Source organism: Streptomyces flavofungini, assembly GCF_014650815.1.
GTDB classification, from domain to species: domain Bacteria; phylum Actinomycetota; class Actinomycetes; order Streptomycetales; family Streptomycetaceae; genus Streptomyces; species Streptomyces flavofungini.
Window position 1 is genome coordinate 21,531 of record NZ_BMVR01000023.1, and the last position, 14,748, is coordinate 36,278.

At 69.2% G+C, this 14,748-nt stretch carries 11 protein-coding genes and 1 pseudogene; 8 read left to right on the forward strand and 4 right to left on the reverse strand.

Translation table 11 applies throughout. The features are described from left to right. Positions 1–124 precede the first annotated feature (124 nt). The 8 genes and pseudogenes from IE274_RS36870 (at position 125) to IE274_RS36905 (ending at position 6,303) form a co-directional block, all read left to right on the forward strand. Positions 125–1,228: a sensor histidine kinase gene (locus tag IE274_RS36870; protein WP_190120308.1), complete on the forward strand. Its 1,104-nt coding sequence runs from the start codon at positions 125–127 to the stop codon at positions 1,226–1,228. Continuing rightward, positions 1,225–1,947: a response regulator gene (locus IE274_RS36875; RefSeq protein WP_190120309.1), complete on the forward strand. Its 723-nt coding sequence runs from the start codon at positions 1,225–1,227 to the stop codon at positions 1,945–1,947. The genes IE274_RS36870 and IE274_RS36875 overlap by 4 nt, the downstream gene beginning before the upstream one ends. Positions 1,948–2,022: 75 nt before the next feature. Next, a pseudogene (locus IE274_RS40575) lies at positions 2,023–2,967 on the forward strand (winged helix-turn-helix domain-containing protein). 436 nt (positions 2,968–3,403) lie between these two features. Further along, positions 3,404–4,267: an SPFH domain-containing protein gene (locus tag IE274_RS36885; protein ID WP_229910055.1), complete on the forward strand. Its 864-nt coding sequence runs from the start codon at positions 3,404–3,406 to the stop codon at positions 4,265–4,267. Positions 4,268–4,680: 413 nt separating this feature from the next. After that, positions 4,681–5,247: a C40 family peptidase gene (locus tag IE274_RS36890; RefSeq protein ID WP_190120312.1), complete on the forward strand. Its 567-nt coding sequence runs from the start codon at positions 4,681–4,683 to the stop codon at positions 5,245–5,247. 378 nt (positions 5,248–5,625) lie between these two features. Continuing rightward, the gene (locus IE274_RS36895; protein ID WP_190120313.1) at positions 5,626–5,886 is read left to right on the forward strand and encodes a hypothetical protein; all 261 of its coding nucleotides are present in this window, start codon (positions 5,626–5,628) and stop codon (positions 5,884–5,886) included. A gap of 62 nt (positions 5,887–5,948) precedes the next feature. Further along, positions 5,949–6,104, forward strand: a complete 156-nt coding sequence (locus tag IE274_RS36900) for a hypothetical protein (RefSeq protein ID WP_190120314.1) — start codon at positions 5,949–5,951, stop codon at positions 6,102–6,104. Further along, a complete protein-coding gene (locus tag IE274_RS36905; RefSeq protein ID WP_190120315.1) occupies positions 6,097–6,303 on the forward strand; it encodes a hypothetical protein in 207 nt (68 codons plus the stop codon). Before IE274_RS36900 ends, IE274_RS36905 begins: the two co-directional genes overlap by 8 nt. A gap of 75 nt (positions 6,304–6,378) precedes the next feature. Here the strand turns inward: IE274_RS36905 and IE274_RS36910 are convergent, their stop codons facing one another. From IE274_RS36910 to IE274_RS36925, 4 genes are all read right to left on the reverse strand, one after another. Further along, positions 6,379–7,263, reverse strand: a complete 885-nt coding sequence (locus IE274_RS36910; protein WP_229910056.1) for a geranyl diphosphate 2-C-methyltransferase — start codon at positions 7,261–7,263, stop codon at positions 6,379–6,381. A 14-nt stretch (positions 7,264–7,277) separates the two neighbouring features. Continuing rightward, positions 7,278–8,591 (reverse strand): family 2 encapsulin nanocompartment cargo protein terpene cyclase, encoded by a 1,314-nt coding sequence (locus IE274_RS36915; RefSeq protein ID WP_190120316.1) that lies wholly within the window; start codon positions 8,589–8,591, stop codon positions 7,278–7,280. A gap of 106 nt (positions 8,592–8,697) precedes the next feature. Next, positions 8,698–10,110, reverse strand: coding sequence for a family 2B encapsulin nanocompartment shell protein (locus tag IE274_RS36920; protein ID WP_190120317.1), 1,413 nt, complete (start codon positions 10,108–10,110; stop codon positions 8,698–8,700). 1,150 nt (positions 10,111–11,260) lie between these two features. Further along, a complete protein-coding gene (locus IE274_RS36925) occupies positions 11,261–14,746 on the reverse strand; it encodes a LysM peptidoglycan-binding domain-containing protein (protein ID WP_190120318.1) in 3,486 nt (1,161 codons plus the stop codon). Between the last annotated feature and the right edge of the window lie 2 nt (positions 14,747–14,748).

The window sequence follows — 14,748 nt, forward strand, 5'->3', positions numbered from 1 at the left end:
GTCAGCGAAGTCCGCTCTCCTCCGGGGAGGCGGAGGAGATCCGCTGTCTGCCGAGGTCCCGGGTGCGCGCTGGCGGCTCTCCAAGGGGGACGTCGCATTGTGCCTCGGTGCCGCGATCCTTGAAGTGCAGGACCTGATTCTGCGCGGCAGTCACGACTGGCTTTGGGGGGAACCGTGCTTCGCTTACGCGGCGATCTGGGCGGGCATGAGTGTTCTGCTTTTGATGCGGCGTCGCTGGCCGGTGGCCGTCACGGTCGTGGCGACGGTGTCGGACCTCGTGGCTTTCTACCCCGCGGCCGAAGCCGTGGCCATGTTCACGCTGGGCGCCTACGCACGTTCCTGGGCCTGGAGATGGACGGTCCTGGGCTCGTCTGCTGTCCTGCATTCGATCGCGATGGCGGCCGGTCACGGCGTGAGCGTGGAACAGCTGGGCGTGCACTACGCGGCTTGGGTGATCGCCCCCGTAGTGCTGGGGCTGTACACGGCGACGCGGCAGCGTTTGATCGCAAGTCTCGAAGAGCGGGAACGCCAGCGCGAGAGGGAGCGGGCGCTTCTCCAGGAACAGGCCCGGGCCGGGGAGCGCCGGCGCATCGGGCGCGAGATGCACGATGTGATCGCTCACGCGGTGAGCCACATGGCCTTCAGAGCAGGGACATTGGAGATGATGGCGCAGAGCCGCGATGCCGCCTGGGCGGCAGCCGAAGCGGAGACCATCCAGGCGCTGGGCCGTAAAGCACTCGAAGAACTCAGGAGCACGCTGGGACTTCTGGGGCCCTCCGGTGCGGATCGCTCCACGCGCGCTCCCTTGCCCCGCCTGGCTGACCTCGCAGGGCTCGTACAGCGGACGCGCGAGGCGGAGGTGCCGGCGGAACTCCACCAGGAGGGTGACTTCTCCTGGCTGGAACCACGGCACGAGCGGGCGGTCTACCGGGTGGTCCAGGAGGCTTTGACCAATGTTGTCAAGCATGCTCCGCAAGCGTCCACCCGCATCGACTTGATCGGTCTTGCCACCTCACTGACCGTGCGCGTCCACAATGCCCCTCCTGCCGCACCCACGCAGTCCCTGCCCGCCGGCGGCCACGGACTGCAGGGCATGCAGGAACGCATCGGCCTGCTGGGCGGGACCGTGGACGCCGGGCCCGACGGACAAGGCGGCTTCCTGGTCACTGCCGTCATCCCCCTGCCCACCGCAGCCCTCACCTCTTCAACCACGGAGTCTCACCCTTGATACGCGTACTGATCGCCGATGACGAAGCCCTGATGCGCAGCGGCCTGCAGATGATCCTGGACCTCCAGGACGACATCGAGGTGGTGGCCGTCGTCGAGAACGGCAGAGAGGCGATGGAAGCCGCTCGCCGCAAAAACCCCGATGTCGCCCTGCTCGACATCCGCATGCCCGACATGGACGGCCTGACCGCCACCAGCGCCATGACGAAGCTTCCCTCGCCCCCCGCAGTTCTCGTGCTGACGACCTTCGCCCTCGATGGCAACATCGAACAGGCGCTGCTGGCAGGAGCCGCCGGATTCCTGCTCAAGGACACGCCCCCCAGAGAATTGGTCGAGGCCATTCGCGTCGTCATGCGCGGGGACGCAGTCCTGTCTCCGGCCGTGACGCGCCGTGTCATCGAACTCCAGCGGCGTCAGCTGTCAGCACACAGCGGGCACTCGGACCACTCGAAACTCCTTGGCCGCCTCACCGACCGGGAACGAGAAGTCCTTCCCCAGCTCGCGCGCGGCCTGTCGAACGCCGACATCGCCCGCACTCTTTTCATGAGCGAAGGCACCGTCAAGGGCCATGTAAGCCGCATGATGGACAAACTCGGGGTCACGAACCGAGTCCAGGCCGCCCTCATCGCCTTCGAGGCCGGAGTGAACGACGAACAGCTCGGCCAAGGGCCCGTCCTGCGCGACGATCCGGCAGACGTCGCGGAACCGGGCGAGCGTTAGCGAGCTCGTTACTGACTTTGTAGGTGTGATGTCGTAACCGCTGACATTTGGTGATCGTCGCGGTAGGCCCGAAGCGTGAGATATCCGCAAGGCGGAGGCCTGACCGCCGAACGGCAGGCATTTCGCGAGCGCATCCGCATAGAGGCAGCGGAGATGCTTGCCGTCGGACAGGAAAACGTCGTGGTGGCGAAGCAACTACGGGTCAGTGCGCGGCCGGTGCAGCGGTGGCGCCGTGCCTGGCGCGACGGCAGCCAGCAGGCCCTGCAACCCAGCGGCTCGCCGGGGCAGCCCCGGCTGAGCGAGACCTTGTTCGCCGTGCTGGAACAGGAGTTGGACAAAGGGCCGGTCGCACACGGCTGGCCGGACCAGACCTGGACCCTGGCTCGGAGCAAGACGCTGATCGGACGCCGGTTCCACAAGAGCATCACGCTCTCGGCCATCGCACAGATGCCGCACCGGCACGGGTGGAGTCACCAGGTCCCGGCCCGGCGCGCGCTCGAGCGCGACGAGGAAGCGATCACGGGATGGGTGAAGGAGACCTGGCCCTGTGCTGCTATCGGCCCGGCGAACCGTCCCGGCTGAGCTACCGGCCCATGCTTCACAAGGACCACAAAACCAAAGAGCGCCGCAGTTTCGCCTGGACCGGCTTCCGCGACCTGCTCGTCGCAGCCCACCAGCAGCTCGGTGCGCCACTCGTTCTCGTGTGGGACAACGTGAACACCCAGCGCGCCGCCGGGATACGCGATTTCATCGCCGAGCACGACTGGACCACCTCCTTCCTCCCACCGGTCGCCCTACGCACCCGGCCTCAACCCAGTCGAGGGCGTCTGGTCCCTGCTGCGGCGCAGCTCCCAAGCCAACACCGCCTTCATCGACCCCGACCAGTTCGTCCGCCACCTCCGGCACGGCCTCCGCGAAATCCAGTACCGCAGTGCACTCATCGACGGATGCCCCGCCGCCACCGGACTCCCACAGACCAGATCACCCTGCCGGCATCACGCCTGCAAGGTCAGCAGCTGAAAGCCCGGCCTCCCGCACGAAGGTTCGTCACCAAAGTCTCAACCACAAAGGACGTTCGGCAGTGGTGAGAGCCGACTGCTGTGGATCAGAGTGTGACTCGACAAACCTGATGCAGCGTCAAGTGCTGTGCATTGCAGCCAGAATCAGGCACGGAGGAGAACGCGGCGTGCTGCCGGACAAGTCGAGGGAACTCAAAGCACCAGAAGACGGCGCAGTGGCACGCCGGTCAACAACAACGCCATCCGGCTTCGGCGGCTCTGGCTCGGTGCGCGAACCTCCCGCTAGGGAACGCGTGTTCCACGGGAACGCTCTGACGAAACAGACGAAACCCTCGCCGCCAGGACGTGCCGCAGGCAGACAGCAGACCGCGGTCCCTCCACGGCGGGAGCCAGAACCCGCCCCTCACAAGCCCCCGCCCCGCCTGAGCCAGGAACTGATGGAACGTCGCGGTGCCGCCTGCTCCGGCTGGTGGGCGGTCCTGGTGATGCTGCCATCGATGGCCGGCAACGTCTGGCTCACGCCCCTCGGCCCCCCCGCCGTTGAATGGCCCGCGCTGGAGCGGTGGGGCGCCACCGTGGGCTGCGGCGCGGTCACGCTGCTCTCGCTGAGCGGGCTCACTCGGGGAAAGACCGGCCACGCGTGGGTCCTGACCCTCTTCGGCCGCTACCGCGGCAGCGTACGGCGGACCGGCCTGCTCTGGATCAACCCCCTGGCGCTCCGGCACCGCGTCGACGTACGGCTGCGGCACTGGCGAAGCGAACCAATGCAGGTGGTGGACGCACAAGGAACGGAACTGCGCGTGGTCGCACTCGTGGTGTGGCGCGTGAAAGACACGGCAAGAGCGCTGTTCGCGGTGGATGACTACGTCCCGTACCTGCAGGAGCAGGTCGAAGCCGTCACCGCGCGGACCGTCTCACAGCTGCCCGCCGACTCCTTCGGCGAACCCTCGGCGGACACCCGTACCTTGCGCGACACCGAAGCCGTCGGAAACCTCCTGAGCCAGCTGCTCAGCGCGGAATGCCGCGCGGTGGGCCTCGAGATCTTCTCAGTACGCCCCACGCACCTCGCATACGCGCCGGAACTGGCCACGGCTATGCGGCGCCGACAGCTCGCGGCGATCGACGCCCAACACCGCGACCAGGTACTGACCTCCGCCCTCGACGCCGTCGACCACGCCGTGCGGCGCCTCACCGAGCGAGAGCTGGTCACCCTCGACGACTACGAACGCAACGCACTGGTCAAGGACTTGACCATCGCCTTCTACGCGGCACGCGGCAGCGCAACCGAGCCGGCCCCGTAAGCCGAAGCCAGCCGCTGCGCCAATCACACATGCGACCACCCGGGAACAAACACACCAGAAAGGGCCCTCCCATGCAGGCACCCGCTTTCAGAGAAGAGACACCCGCCGACTGCGACTGCGGCCACTGCTCCAGCAGACGGGTCACGGCGCTCCAAAGCAGCAGCGTGCTCCGGAGGAGCTCCGTGCGCGGGGCCATCGCAGCCGCGGTGGGGGCGACTGTGCTGGTGGGAGCGGGCGCAGGCATAGCCACCGCGGAACCGGCCCCGAGTCATGCCGGATGGGACGGCTCGAAGTACTGGTACAAGGACGCGACCGGCTGGTGGCGGTGGACGAGTCATCGCGACAAATACGAGCGGCATGCGGGAGGCGCCCCGACTCGCACTCATCCCGGCCCTTCGGCTGGACACCACTCCGTGAATCCGACGTTCCGCGGCCGTTCCGGCTGGGACCGCACGGACGGCGTCTACTGGTACCACAGGAACGAAAACTGGTGGTGGACCAGCCACAAGGACAAGTACGAGCGATACGCCGAAAGCTCAGGAACTGCAACAAAGCAGCACCCCGCCCGGCGCTCCACGCCCCCCGCACCAGGCAGGTCCTCCGGCACCCCGTCCCGCTACGGCACCGAAACCGCCATCACCTTCGCAATGTCGCACCTCGGCGACCCCTACAGGTGGGGCGGCAACGGACCGCACGCCTGGGACTGCTCAGGACTGGTCCAGGCGGCCTACCGCCGGGCAGGCATCGCCCTGCCCCGCGTCGCAGACGCGCAATACCGTGCCACCTCGCCGATCTCCCGCGCCCAGCTGCGCCGCGGGGACCTGGTCTTCTGGAGCAGCGACGGCACAACGCGAGGGATCCACCACGTCGCGATCTACCTGGGAAACAGCCAGTACGTGGAAGCACCACGCCCCGGAAAGAACGTACGCACCTCATCTTTCGCCTGGTATAACCCCAACCTGTATGGGCGGGTCCGCTGAGGTTCCCGGGCGGGTGTAGGTTCCGATGAGCGATGTCACCGTCCCAGGGACCTGTCGTCAACTTGTCAGTCGACACCCTCTCTTCGGCCCCTGCGAGACCGGGAGCGTTCGCCGCGCCCTACCGCGCGGGTCCGCTCTTCCGTTGACTTTCCCGGCTTCTCACCCACGTTACTCGTGGCGGAGGCCAGTGCCTTGGCGTCGATGGCACCGGTCACGAAGGGGTGGCCATGGCGGTTGATGTGGGCGAGACGGGCACGACAGAAGGCCAGACGGTTCGGGCCGTGTACCGGCAGGCTGGTGATCAGCTGGTCGAGGTGGGCTTGGACCAATTGCCCGTGGAGGAGCGGCAGCCGGACTGCCGGTCCGCGAGCTCCGCTGGTGCCGGGCCGCAAACACTCTTCGGGCTGGTACCACGCGGCGGCGACGGGCCAGTTGGTTGCCTGTGAGAGCCAGCTGGAGCTGGCCCGGATTCTGCTCGCCGACTTCGACCGGGACGTCGTGGAGATCGCGGCTCGGCCGTCCCAGCTGATCGGTCTGGACGGTGACCGCCTTCGGCGACACGTCCCCGATCTGTTCCTTGTCCACTCCGACGGTCTGGTGACCGTCGGAGTGGACGTCAAAACACCCTCACGCATATAAGGATTCCAAGGTGATCGCGCCGTTCGAATCGAGATGCTCGCCCCAAGCTGACCGCCAGGGTTGTGCCGGACAGGCCAGTCAACGCCGGTGAAGCGGCGTCGTTCGATGACGACCTCCAACGACAGGCTCGCGAGCCCGGCGACACCCTGACCGCCACCCACGCCTTCCCCGACGGCCTCACCCCGGCCGCGGCCGACGGCCGCGCTGCAAGTGTGTGATCGACGGCCAGAAGGCCACCTGCACCTGGTCGGGCTGCAGGGCGTCGGCCCCGCCCCCGCAGCCGGCCAGGGCTCCGCCAGTGACGGTGAACACCAGGCCGATCCCGGCGCCCAGAGCGACAAGACCATCACGTCCGCCACCGAGCCCAACTTCGGCGCCCCGGTCTCCCGCTTCGAAGCGCTGAGGCCCGCCGCCTGACGGCGGCGGGCCTCAAGAGGAGCACACTTCCCAACAGTGTCGGGTGACGGCCCGGCGCTTTCGGCCGGCGGTTGGTCAGACGCGGTCGGCCGCGATCAGGACGTATTGGAAGGAGCCATCCTTGTAGGAGTTGATGAACGCCTCTTCGATGCCGGTGACCAGGGAAGACGTGGCCCGCAGCTCCCAGTAGGGCAGGGTCGCGGGAGTCAGGTCGATGACGGCCTGCGGTACGAGACGGTTGTCGGCCATGGCGCGCAGGTACTCCCGGCGGGAGTGGATGTTGCACTCGAAGTGCGCGTTGATTTGGGAGACCCCCTTCGAGGGCTGGCCGTACCGCGGGTTCCAGCAGCCGGTGATGGTCACATAGCGGCCGCCGACCTCGAGAATCCGGGAGTGCTCGGCGAAGAGGTCCTGCAGATCGACGTACATGCTCGACTCGTTGTTCCACGAGCCCGCGGCCTGCCCGGTCTCGAAGGGTGTGTCGAGCATGTTGTGAACCCGGGCGCGGACGTGGTCTTCGATGCCGAGTTCCTGGGCGCGCTGGTTGGCGAAGTCGGCCTGCTTGGCCGACAGGGTGACGCCCTCGACCTTGCATCCGAATCGCTGGTGAGCCATGACCATCGAGCCTCCCCGCCCGCAGCCGGCGTCCACGAGCGTGTCGTCGCGCCCGATGGAGCCGAGGTGGTTCAGGAGGACTTCGGTCTGCGCCGACTCCAGGCGGTGGAGCTCGGCGATCAGCTTCTTCTCGCCCTCACTGCCGTCGGCGTCCTCCAGGGCGCCGTGGTCGACGTCGCCGATGCCGTAGTGGTGGTGGTAGAGCCCGTCGACGTCGCCGAGGCGCAGGTTCACGGGCCGGGCCTCGGCGTTCCAGTAGCGCGCGATGTCGCCCTGGTAGGGCGTCGCCGGGGCGGGGACGAACGCGGACGTGTGGTTGGCGGTGGCGAACTCGGTGCTGATCACAGATGATTCCGTCCTTACCAGAAATCGGGCAGGCTGTATCGATAGGTGTTGGTCTGGTGCCAGTAGTGGTTGCCGTCGACCCACACGGCCACTCCCCGCAGGAAGCGCAGCACGCTCGGGACGGGACAGGCGGCGGCCAGGGCGGCGGCTTCGGCTTCGAAATCGCGCATGAGGTCGTTGTGGACCTCTACTGCCTTCAGGTAGGCATCCCGGTCGGAGACGCCCTCGCGCCCGGCGATCACCACGGGCAGGTTCAGGTGCCGACCGGGGCCAGCGAGTTCCTTGGTGTACGAATACAGGTCGTTGACGATGGTGCTGGCGTTCCCGGCGAGCGCGAGGACCCGCTGCATGGCGGGCCGGGCGTGAAGGTCCGCCGGCAGTTCGTAGCCGCCGACGGTGTCGGTGATGGTGGGGCATGGCCGGAAGTTGTTGAACTGCCGCATCACCAGGTACTCCCACACCTCGGGCGTGTGGTCCGTCTGGGCCCAGGCGGCCTCCGCGAGGTACCCCAGGTGCAGACGGGCCATGTCGTGCCGCAAACGGTCGGCCTGGGAGGCGGTGGCCTGCTGGACGAAGTACTCCATCGCGGAGCGGTAGGCGCGCCGCGGGGCGTCCGCATGGAGCGACTGAGCCCACTGCGGCTGGTATTCCTTCGTCGTGTGAAGGGGGTCGAGGGCGGTGTGTGCCAAAAGAAGGCGTCCGCCGAGGCCGATGGGTGAACCTCCGTGGTCCTCGCAGTAGCAGTCGTCGACCGCGTTCTCGGCGACCATCAGCCGGGTGGCGAGCATCAGGTGGTCGATGGTCGGAGCGTCCGGATGGCAGGCGACCATGTAACGCCCGACCGAGAAGCCGTCGAACTGGCCCTCCCACTCCTTGGGGTACAGCTCGACCTCGTCCACCGCCCAGTCCTTGATCCGGCGACTGACCTCTTCCACCCGGGCCGGGTCGGGCTCCGGCACCGGGTGGTAGTAGAGGCCCGGGATCGGACGGCCCTCCGTCGGCGCCTCGGCCGCCGCAGGCACCGGCGCCCCCTCGCGCCGGGCCAGGCGCAGGCTCGCCGTGCCCAGACCGCTGGGGCCGCACAGGATCCGCTCCAGGGCAGGCCTCGGCTGCCCCCTCACCGCAGCAGCGCCCACCCCCACGTGCTGAGCGATCAGTTCGCCATCCGGGCCGCTGCCGGGTACGGGCACGGCCCCTGCGGCAGGGACGGGGGGCAGGCCGGGCAGGACGTCGGCGGCGCGGACGTGGGTGGGGGCATGGGCCGCGAGGCGAGGGGCGGCAGCGGCAGGCAGGCTCGACTGCCGAGGGGGAAGCCCGGGATCGGGCATCCGCAGCTCCTTGGTGAGATGGGTGGCCTTTCCCGGATCCGGGCATGCTCGCCCGGCCCGGGAAAGGCCGGGCTGTCGTGACTGCCGTGGCTGCCGAACGGATCCTCTAGTCGCGCCAGCGGGCAATCTGCACGTTCTCCAGCACGCCGAGCGCGTTGGGCACCAGGATGGCGGCGGAGTAGTAGGTGGTGACCAGATACGAGATGATCGCCCGCTCGCTGACGCCCATGAAGCGCACCGACAGGCCCGGCTCGTACTCCTCCGGCAGGCCGGTCTGGCGCAGACCGATGACGCCCTGGTTGTCCTCACCGGTTCGCATGGCGAGGATCGAGCTGGTCTGCTCCTTGGTGATGGGGATCTTGTTGCAGGGCAGGATCGGAACTCCGCGCCAGGCCAGCACCTGCTGCCCGCCGAGGTCGACGTGATCCGGGTAGATCCCGCGGGCGTTGAGCTCGCGCCCGATCGCCGCGATCGTCCTGGGGTGAGCGAGGAAGAGCTTCGTACTGCGGCGGCGGCAGAGCAGCTCGTCGAGGTCGTCCGGGGTGGGCGGGCCGGAGTGGGGCTGGATGCGCTGCTTGAAGTCGGCGTTGCGGAGCAGACCGAACTCCCGGTTGTTGATCAGCTCGTGCTCCTGGCGCTCGCGCAGCGCCTCGATGGTGAGCCTGAGCTGCTCCTCGGTCTGGTTCATCGGCCCGTTGTAGAGGTCGGCCACCCTCGTGTGGACCCGCAGAACAGTCTGCGCGACGGAGAGTTCGTACTCACGCGGCTTGAGCTCATAGTCGACGAAGGCACCGGGCAGCGCGACTTCGCCGACATGGCCCGCCGACATCGCGATCTCGGCCTCGCCGTGCCGGTTCTGGCGCTGCCGGGGGAGTGAGCTGAACTCGTGCATGTGGGCCTGGAGGCCCGGCGCTGCGGACAGCACGGCACCGAAGTCGGCGCGGGACAGGGTGAGCAGGGTACCGGCGGTCTCGGCGGTCGCGGTGTAGTCCCATCTGGCGTCGGCGTCCAGAAGAGCGCTCTCCCCGAACCGGTCGCCGTCGCCGAGTACGGCGACGCTGACCTCGTCGCCGTACTTGCCGAGGGAACTCTGGCTGATCCGGCCGTGGGCGATCAGGTGGAGCTGCCCGGCGGGGGTGTCGCGCGCGACCAGCACCTCGCCGGCACGAAAGTCGCGCTGGACGCACCGGTCAGCGATCGCGGTCAGCACCTCTACGTCTTCGAATCCGCGCAGCAGGGCCAGTTCACCGAGTTCTCGGGGGATCACCCGGACGTCGGCACCGTCTTGGACGAACTCGATGCGCCCGTCGCCGACGGTGTAGCTCAGCCGACGGTTCACCCGGTAGGTGCCGCCCTTGGTCTCCACCCAGGGGAGCATCCGCAGCAGCCAGCGAGAGGTGATCTCCTGCATCTGCGGGACGGACTTGGTCGTGGTGGCAAGGTTGCGGGCAGCCGCGGTGCTCAGACTGGACTGCGGGGGCGGCGCCGACTGCGCTTCCGGGCTGGTCTCAACGGTCATCGGGCGAGCACTCCTTCACAAGGGTGGTAATCGGCGTAGGCGCGCCAACCGGGGACAGCGGAAGTGGAGCGTCCGGATACCGGGAACAGTAGGGGCTGCTACGCGCGACTCGCCCGATGAGGCTGTTGGCGGTACTCGAAGCAGTGACCTTTCTTCGTGCGGGGTTTATCTGGACGACCGCAGCTCTTCCGCACCACCCGCCCACTCATGGGCGTGACGCATCGGAACCGATCCCCGGCCTCGACCTGCCCAGCTGTGCGCTTGCCGATCCTGGAACACAAAGAATCCCGCGTCCTTTCCCAGGTGAAGATCGTGGGACAGGGTGAAATGCGGGACTGAGGGTCCTCGCGGTTTTGGAAAGGAATCTGGTGATGGTTCCATGCCGTGATGCGCAACTTCCGACACTCAGCGTGGAATTCACGCAGAGGACGGTAACCAACCGCCGAGTGTAGAAGTTTGCGAGTGAGCCCGCAACGCGCTTACCCAGCGCTATCTGGATCTGAAAAACGAGTTCTACGAGCGCGTCAAAGAACGTGGGGCCACGCCCGACGTCGAGATCCGCCTCCGCAAAACCATCGTCAAGCTCAAAGGAACCATCGCGAACAAGAACACAGAACTCGACCAGCCCCGCACCGACGTTCCCAGCCTCGCCCGCGCCGTCAAACAACTCGAATTAGAGAACCAGGAACTCCGCAGAATGCTCGCACTACCGGAGCCGAACGTCATTCCGCTCCCCAACAGGCAACCGCCCACCAGCAGGACCTGACATCTGGCAGGGTCGTACCGCGGGCTCCAACGGAGGCTCCTGCAGCACGACACCGCCGCTGCCCCAGGGCCTTCATAGCCCCCTGAGGTTTTTACACGCTGACTTGGCAGGGAAGCGCATCGACTCGCGGACCCTGCAGCGCTGCAGGGTCCGCGACTTCGTGCGCACTGGTTCCTATGGAAACGCCGGAATGCGGGCTCGATGCGCACTCGTCCGGTCGGTCGGGAGCGTGCACTCCCTCCGTCCCACCGTGGATCAGAGCAGGATCGGCTTGCGTGTCACCGCAGGTCGCGTGATCCATTGCGCACTCAGTCCCGGATTTGCGCATCGAGTGCGCAGCCCTCAGCCGACATCGCGCATCGAGACACGGATCCTACGAGCGCCTCAGCTGGCGCTGGAGTCGAACAGGTCCCGGATCAGGGTCTCGGTCTCGATCTCCAGGGGAAGGTCCAGGGACCGGTTGATCTGTTCCAGTCGGGCGATGGCGGCATTGAGTCCGCGGCGGTTGCCGGCCGCTGCCTCGATGCGGAACCAGTCACGGAACAGCAGTTCGGAGAACTCGTCCGCTTCCAGTCCCGTGGTGATGGCGCGCCGGGCGAGGGTGAGGTTGTGGTGCGTGCCGGGCTGAAGGCGGTAGGTGGCGACGGTGTGCGCGACGCCGATGATGCGCATGGCCATCTCCTGCTGCAGCGGCTCGCTCCAGGGCAGCGGCTGGGCGCCGAACGGGCGGCCGCGTACCTGGTTGAGGGCGCGCTCGAGGTCGCCGAGGCCGGCAGTGCCGCGGGGGAGGGCTGTCTCGACGGTCTGCTGGAAGGTGTGCCAGTCGCAGCAGATCGCCTCCGAGAGCAGGAACGGGTCGGCCTTGACGGCGCGCCGGGGGACGTAGGGGTTGCCGTCGGCGTCGTTGCCCAGGCTACGGCGCAGGCCCCCGAGCCGGGCGTTGAGGGTGTCGGGTGACCAGGGATGGGAAGGGTCCATATCTGTGCACAGGGCGTCCGCGTCACGACCGGGCCGCAGATGCAGCAGGGCCGCGAGCTGCGCCTCGCGGGTGCCGTGCTTGGACGCGGCCGCGCCGGTGAGTGTGACCGGGCCGAGCACCCGGATGTGCGGGGAGGGCGGTCCAGGATTCGCCTCGGGCTTCTGCGCACCAGGTGCGGGGGCCGGGACGTGGGGGGTGCCCGTCGGAGCCGGAGCGGCGGTTGCTGGCTGCTCTCGGCGTGGTGGTGCCGAGGGCGCGGTCGGTGTGTGCGGCGTGCCGGGCGCGGTGTCGCCCTCGTTGTCCTCATGGACGGACGTCGCGCCGGGCGGATGCGGCGCCGCGGTGGCGATCCGGGGGATGGCGGAGGGCCCGGTCGAGGCGGCCAACAGCGCGGGGAACACCTCCAGTCCGCCCGCGGCCGCATCGTCGGTCGTACCGGGCCCGAAGGTGACGGGGATGGCGGCCTCGTCCAAGTCGAGGGCCCGGTCGGGCCCTTCGGCCTCGCCCGGTGCGGCCGGGGGCGAACTGCCGTACCCGGTCGCACGGTGAGCGGCGGGCGCCGGATGCACGGAGCTGGCTTCGCGTGCGGCGTGCGCGGTCTGCGCTTCGGAGGGTACGTGCCGCCAGGCGCCCTCGGCGGGGTCCGGATCCTGGCCGGACACGGCCAGCGCCGCGGTGATCTCCTCATATGCCTGGCGGGTCAGGCGTTGCAGCCTGACGTCGGCGGCCAGGGCTTGGAGGCGCTGCGGCTGCCGGTCGGCGGCGTCGAGGAGCTCGCCCTCGTCGAAGAGCAGCGCGTGGCGCGGAGCGGGTGCGATGACCGCGACCTGCATCAGGTCGCCGGTGCGGCTGAGGGCCTCCGCGATGGTCCAGGCGCTGTCGGCGTCGAGGTCGGCAGCGCACAGGATCAGGTAGGGGGCACGCTTGAGGCCCGCGTCCTGTTCCTGGTGGGCTTCCAGCAGCCGCTCGGCGAAGTCCTGGGCAGCGTGATCGGCGCTGGGCATGTGCGCGATCCGCGCGGTGGGCAGCAGTTGGTTGAGCCCGTCACCGAAGCCGCTCACCACCACTTCGACGTCGCCGGCCCAGGGGCTCATCCCCAGTTCCAGGGCGAGCGAGGTGAGGATCTCCTCGCGCGCCTCGCGGTCTCCGTTGAGGAGGATGACCCCGCTGTAGGGCAAGTTGAGCAGGAGAAGGCTGCCGGAGGCGTCGGCGCCGATGGTGGCCAGTCCCGGGTAGGGGGCGTGGGTCTGGGCTGCCTCGGCGGGCAGTTCGGCGTCGTGGCCGAGCGTCCACCAGCTTCCCTCCCCGTTGGTGAACGGCGCCGGGGGCGCGGCGGTGAGGTCGACGGGCAGGACATCGACGCATGTCCGGGTGATCCGTGCGCCGCGTACCGCGGGTACCTCGCGGTCCTGGTGGGCGGCGTGGTGGGCGAGTGTGCGCAGGGCGAGGTCCAGGCGCTGCACCCCGTCGGCTTCGGGGGCCTGGGCGGCTTGGGCGAGTTGGGCTTCGGCGGGGGAGGGCTGTGTGAGCATGGCGATGAGTTGTCCGGGCCGGGCGCGGCGGCGCTGCAGGATGCGGCGGATGGTCAGGGCCAGCGTGACCGCGGCGGCCAGTGAGACGAGTACCCCCGCCACGCGCGTGACGGCGAACGCCGGGGACTGGGAGTTCTCGGCGGGCCTTGCGGTGGCGGAGGGGGCCGGGGCCGTGGGCGCCGGTGAGGTCGGTTTCTGCTCGGGGCTGGCCGAGGGACCGGGCTGCTTGTCCTGGTGCGAGGGGGCCGGGTCCGGCTTGTCGGCGGGCGCCGTCGCGTCGTCCTTGTCCCGCTCCTTGCCGGGCGTTTCCGACGGCTCGTGCCGGTCGTGTTCCCGGGGCGGGACGGGCGGTGCGGCGTCGGCGGCCGGAATGGTGACCTTCTGCCCGGGGAAGATCACGTCGGGGTCCTTCAGCGGGGGAGTGCCCTCGGGCTGCGGCCGGTGCCTGCTCGCCTCGAACAGGCGTGGCCAGTCCCCGGCGTCACCGGTCTCCTGCTGCGCGATGAGGGACAGCGATTCACCCGCGCTGACGGTATGCGTGCGGTCCTTGTCCTTGCCGCGCGCGGCTGGTTCGTCCGCGTCGGTGAGCGGGTGCTCGGCGGCGGCGAGCTGGACTTCGGCGCCGTCCGGCTGCGACGGGAGCTTCAAGGGAGCGGGCTCCGGGAGCGGCGCGGGGCGGGCATCGGACGGCAGGCGCACTTCAAGGCCGGGAGGCAGCAGCGCGGTCTGCGGCAGGCCGGGGTTGAGGGCGCGGATCTCCTCGGCCCGCGGCCCCGAGCCGAGGTAGTCCACGGCCAGATCCCACACCGTCTCGCCGGTCTCACCCACCACATGCACCGGCCCGGACTCCGCCGCGGGCTCGGGTGCGGCCGCGGCCACAGAGGTCTCGGCCACGGCATCGGGCGCGGCGGGAGCGCCGGTGGCGGCGGGCTGCAGCGGAGCGGTCGCGGCCACGGCCGGTGCCGGGGCGGCCACCGCGGTACCGGCCGGCAGCAACAGCAGTCCGCCCAGCAGGAACCCGGCCAGGCGCTGCGGCGCGCCCAGCGGACGACGGCGCCGCGCGTGGCGGCGGGGACGCAGGCGCCGCGGGATCTCCGCGGCCAGCCCCAGCACGAACCACGCCCACCCCGCCCAGGCCAGCACCGTGAGCACGGTGAACAGCACGCGCCCGCCGTCGTCGCGTGAGGTCAGCGTGTCGGCGATGGCGGAGCCGCTGGGCATGGAGGTGGGCAGGGTGCCCGCGCTGGACAGGATCCACGGCACCCCGGCCAGCAGCACGAGCAGGGCGGCGAGACTCGCCCCGGCACGCAGCACCCGCAGGGCCAGGGCCGGTCGGCGGCTGGGGAAGGAGTGGGGCATGG